Here is a 3,924-nt window from a genome sequence, read left to right on the forward strand (position 1 = left end):
GGCTGTCCACCGGCCCGGCCGGGCCGGTGGACAGCGCCTCCGCCGCTTCCGGGAAGGGACGCGACCCGACCGCCCGCTGGCCGGGAACCAGTAGCGCGGCCGGATCTACACCCGGCAGGCCGTCCACGGCACCCTCGACGCAGTCACCCGAACGTGTGATGTGCGACACACTCGGCCCGGAGTGTGCCGCGCTTTCGACAACCGGTCCGTTAACCCGTCCCTCAACGAATCCCAAGGCAGGAGCGGGGATCGAAGCGACTTCCCGCCCTGCGGGATCTCCGGCCGAGTTCAAACCGGGGGCACCATGAACGACAGTCCCGCCACGGCGAGACTGGAAAGGGCTGCTGACCTGCTGCAAAATGACACTGCTCCCTTACTGCTTGATGGGTACGGGCGCGCGGCACCCCTCGGGATGCCGGGAAGTGCCCCTCGGGGCGCTTGACAAAAGCCCCCCTCGTGGGGGCGAAAACCAACGGCAACCTCCTGTTCTCTCTGGCCTCGGCCTCTGGAACGGCGTTGGCGGTGGGGTGCAGCCGAGGCCCCTGGAAAGGCCCCGACTGCGGGAACTGCGAAGGCCCTAGGGCCCGAGTGGTGCTGGACCGGCCCCCTGGCAGGGGTCGGGTACTGCGACCGGTTGGAAAGCCGGTGGTGGTGCAACTTCGGTAGTGCCGCTGGTGTGGTCGGTTGGAAGCCGATCCCCCAGCAACTCGCTCAACGGTTGGACGCCCGCGAGCGAGGTAGAGCAGGTGGGCCGCGTGGATCCGGGTGGAAATGCCCGGGGAGCGGCCCGGCAGGGCTAGACCTTCACAGGGGTCGGGCCCGCCAGAGCGGACTAGGTCACGGGACACCCTCAGCTAGGGGGCTGCCGGGGCCGGCCGCACAGACGATGACGGCACCCCGCCGGAGTGAGACCCGAGAATCCTCGGTCGACTCCACGGCGGGGTGCCGTACGCATGTGGGGGCTCCACTGCGGGTACCCTGCATCACGTCACCACCTCCTTCGTGGATGACCGGGACGGGCCCCTGGCCGGGCGCCGCTCCACTTGAACGCCGTCCGGCCCCAAGGGGTCGGACGGCGAAGTCATTTTGGATCACTGACGATGACACCCTACCCCTGTGGACAACGCGCAGAGTAGCGGCAATCTCACCGTGTCGATCTGACGTCCAACGATCAGATGGTTCGACAAGTTCGCTTCCTACCGGTCGTCCGAGGAGGGCGAATCCCATGGCTGGAAGGGCCGACGCGGTGCGGAGGCCCACGCCAGGTTGCCCGGCTCCGGAAAGGACTCGGCGCTGGCCGTGGCCGACTGGAGGCTCTCCAACCCGCTGCGCACCGTGTCCCGCGCGATGACGAGGTGTTCGTGAGCGCGATCGTATGCCCCCCGCAGTGTGCCGGTGGCGGGAGTGGAGGCCGCCTCCAGATCGACCAGGAGCTCCGCGACCTGGTCGTTCAACTCCTGTGCGCGAGCCTGGGTGTTCGCCAACCGTTCGGCGAACCCTGCCGATAGCGGCTTGGGGATGACAGGCAGCATTGCCTCAGGCAGGAGGACGCTGCCTGCCGTGCGCTGCCCAAGCCAGCCGCTGAGGCGGTAGCCGGGAGATTCGGTGCGAACGTGGTCGAATCCCCACTTCTCGTAGTAGCGCTGGAGCCGCTTGTTGCTGCGCCAGACGTCGAGGCGAAGCCACGACCTACCCTCGGCCGCCGCGACTACGGAAGCCCAGTCAAGGATTCGGGCGCCGAGCTGGCTACCGGCCTCGGAGCGGGCGACGATCAGCTTGTAGATGTAGAGGGCCGAGTGCAGGTCGTCGTCGGCCTTCCAGAAATCCCGGTCGGCGTTACCGCGGCTGACGGTGGCGACCACCTTGCCGTCCAGGGTGGTGAACACCCACGTGAGGCCGAGCTTGATCTTTTCCATCCAGCTCTGCATGGCGCGCTCGCCCAGGTCGGCGTCCGACCACTGGTCGATGCCGGCCTCAGCCAGCCACCGCTCGGCCTCGCTTCGCAGAACCATCAGGTCGGGAATGTCGCTGGCCTGGGCCAGGCGCACGCCGTAGTCGGTCATCAGACCTCCATCTCGTATACGAGCAGGTGACGGTCCCCGGGGGCGATGGTGACCATGACTCGGACCGGGGCCTCGGCTCCGTGCCCGATGCGGACGTGCTGGATCACGGGCGTGCCCACCGGGAGCTTGAGGAGTTCGGTCTCTTCGGGCGTGGGCATCCGAGTGCTGATCTCATCGCGGACGCCGGTCTGCGGGTGGCCGATGTGCCGCAGCACGCCGCCCGGGATCGACAGCTCCCGGTCCTCGTCCAGCAAGGTCCCTCGGGCGATCGTGCCGGGGAAGTAGCTGCTGGAGAGCTGGAAGGGCTCGTCATCGACCGAGCGAACGCGAGCACGCTTGACGACCTCGGCGCCGGGCATGATGCGCAGCCACGCTGCGATCTGAGGTTCAGCTGGCTCCACCGTCTTGATGATCGTCTCGCGGGGTTCCCGGCCGGCGTCCTTGATGGCGGTTGCCCAGTCGTCCAGCGCGTGGGAATCGCGGCGGCGCCCTCGCTCGAACTCGCTGAGGTTCCAGGTGATCCGCCGAATAGACCGGACTCGGCGGCGACCGCCCTGCTCTCCGATGACCAGGCCCTCAGCCTTGAGGATGTCGACGCCAGCCGCGGCGGTCTTGGGTGCAACGTGGAACGTGTCGGCAAGCTCGCGGCCGGTGGGGAGCACTGCGCCTGGGCCCAACACGCCAGCCCTGATCTGCTCGCGGAGAGCATCGGCGACGGACCGTGCGCTGCCCCTTCTCGTCTGATCTGTCGGAGTCATAGAGGGCAGAGTACCTGATGCTCCGTAACTTTGGTACCTAACTTACCCGTCTTGGATGCGCCTGCCGTCGACCTTTGATTGGCGGCGGCGCGGGCGGTCGCCTTGGCGGCACTGTGAGTTTGTTTTCCACCTGAGGCCCATCACTTTGAACTCTCAGTCAGAAGACTTAAGCACCAAACGACTTGACGAGCAGTCACGCGGTGCGTACGGTTCTGGTTGTCGCCAGAACTTAGGCACCAAAGTCTGGGTCTTCGGCGGTGAACGAGTACCAAGCTGCAAAACAGCGGTGTCACCCGCCTTCGGGCGGTGGCGAGGTCCAGGGGTGATGCTCTAGCTCCCCCAAGCGCCGGACAGCCGTACCTCATAGCAACACCAGAACCACTTTTGAGCAGCGTGCTGCGCTGCCTGTCCGCCAGGACACCGGCCATCGGGCCGGGCCTGGCGGGCGGAGAGTGCAGCAACTCTCGCCGCCGTCCCCTCGACCGTTCCGGAGGAACTCGATGTCGACCCGCACCCGTTCCCGCCGCACCTACGGCCGCGCACCGCTCAAGCTCAGCCAGCTCAACCCGGCCAACATCGACATGGTGAAGGCGTCGATCGTCTGCCCGGACTGCGACACCTGGCGCCGCGTCGTCGGGAAGACCGACCTGAAGGTGGTCAGCCACGAGCGCGGCACGACCGACCACTGCCCCGGCGGCAACCGCCGGGTTGAGGTCGACCTGACACCGGACCGGTGGCTCGCCCGCCTGCGGCGGCAGCACCTCGACGCCCTGTCGGCCGAGACGCGCCGCGCGGCCACCCAGCACTACAAGCCGCTGCCCGCGCAGCCCGGCCCGGTGCACCTGATGGCCACGGCCCGGCCGGAGGCCGACGAGCCCACGGCCAGCCAGCGCAACGCGCAGGCCCGGCGCCGCACCGCGCAGTGGAAGACGGTGGTGCGCACCGTCAAGGACGTGGACAGCGAGCGGGCCGAACCGCTGGTCGGAGCCATTGGCCCGATCCGCGGCATCGAGGTCCCGACGGAGACGCTGCACCCCACCGCCGCCTGACCCAGCATCAGCACGAACGACCACGGCCGCCGCCGACCCCACCCGGGTCGGCGG

3 protein-coding genes are annotated in these 3,924 nt (G+C 68.2%); 1 reads left to right on the forward strand and 2 read right to left on the reverse strand.

Annotated features, from left to right (window positions below):
* Nucleotides 1-1,196: 1,196 nt before the first annotated feature.
* Nucleotides 1,197-2,063 (reverse strand): GNAT family N-acetyltransferase, encoded by an 867-nt coding sequence (locus ACFWA9_RS38610; RefSeq protein WP_380394171.1) that lies wholly within the window; start codon nt 2,061-2,063, stop codon nt 1,197-1,199.
* Nucleotides 2,063-2,821: a GntR family transcriptional regulator gene (locus tag ACFWA9_RS38615; protein WP_380394173.1), complete on the reverse strand. Its 759-nt coding sequence runs from the start codon at nt 2,819-2,821 to the stop codon at nt 2,063-2,065. The genes ACFWA9_RS38610 and ACFWA9_RS38615 overlap by 1 nt, the downstream gene beginning before the upstream one ends.
* Before the next feature lie 500 nt (nt 2,822-3,321).
* On the opposite strand from ACFWA9_RS38615, the gene ACFWA9_RS38620 reads away from it, so the two are divergent.
* Nucleotides 3,322-3,870, forward strand: a complete 549-nt coding sequence (locus ACFWA9_RS38620; protein WP_380394176.1) for a hypothetical protein — start codon at nt 3,322-3,324, stop codon at nt 3,868-3,870.
* The last annotated feature ends 54 nt before the right edge of the window (nt 3,871-3,924 follow it).

The organism is Kitasatospora sp. NPDC059973 (assembly GCF_042737525.1).
Classification (GTDB): domain Bacteria; phylum Actinomycetota; class Actinomycetes; order Streptomycetales; family Streptomycetaceae; genus Kitasatospora.

What these genes read in the sequence shown, in the direction of transcription:
- ACFWA9_RS38610 (WP_380394171.1), bottom strand. Translation starts at nt 2,063, where the DNA reads ATGACCGACTACGGCGTGCGCCTGGCCCAGGCCAGCGACATTCCCGAC.
- ACFWA9_RS38615 (WP_380394173.1), bottom strand. Translation starts at nt 2,821, where the DNA reads ATGACTCCGACAGATCAGACGAGAAGGGGCAGCGCACGGTCCGTCGCC.
- ACFWA9_RS38620 (WP_380394176.1), top strand. Translation starts at nt 3,322, where the DNA reads ATGTCGACCCGCACCCGTTCCCGCCGCACCTACGGCCGCGCACCGCTC.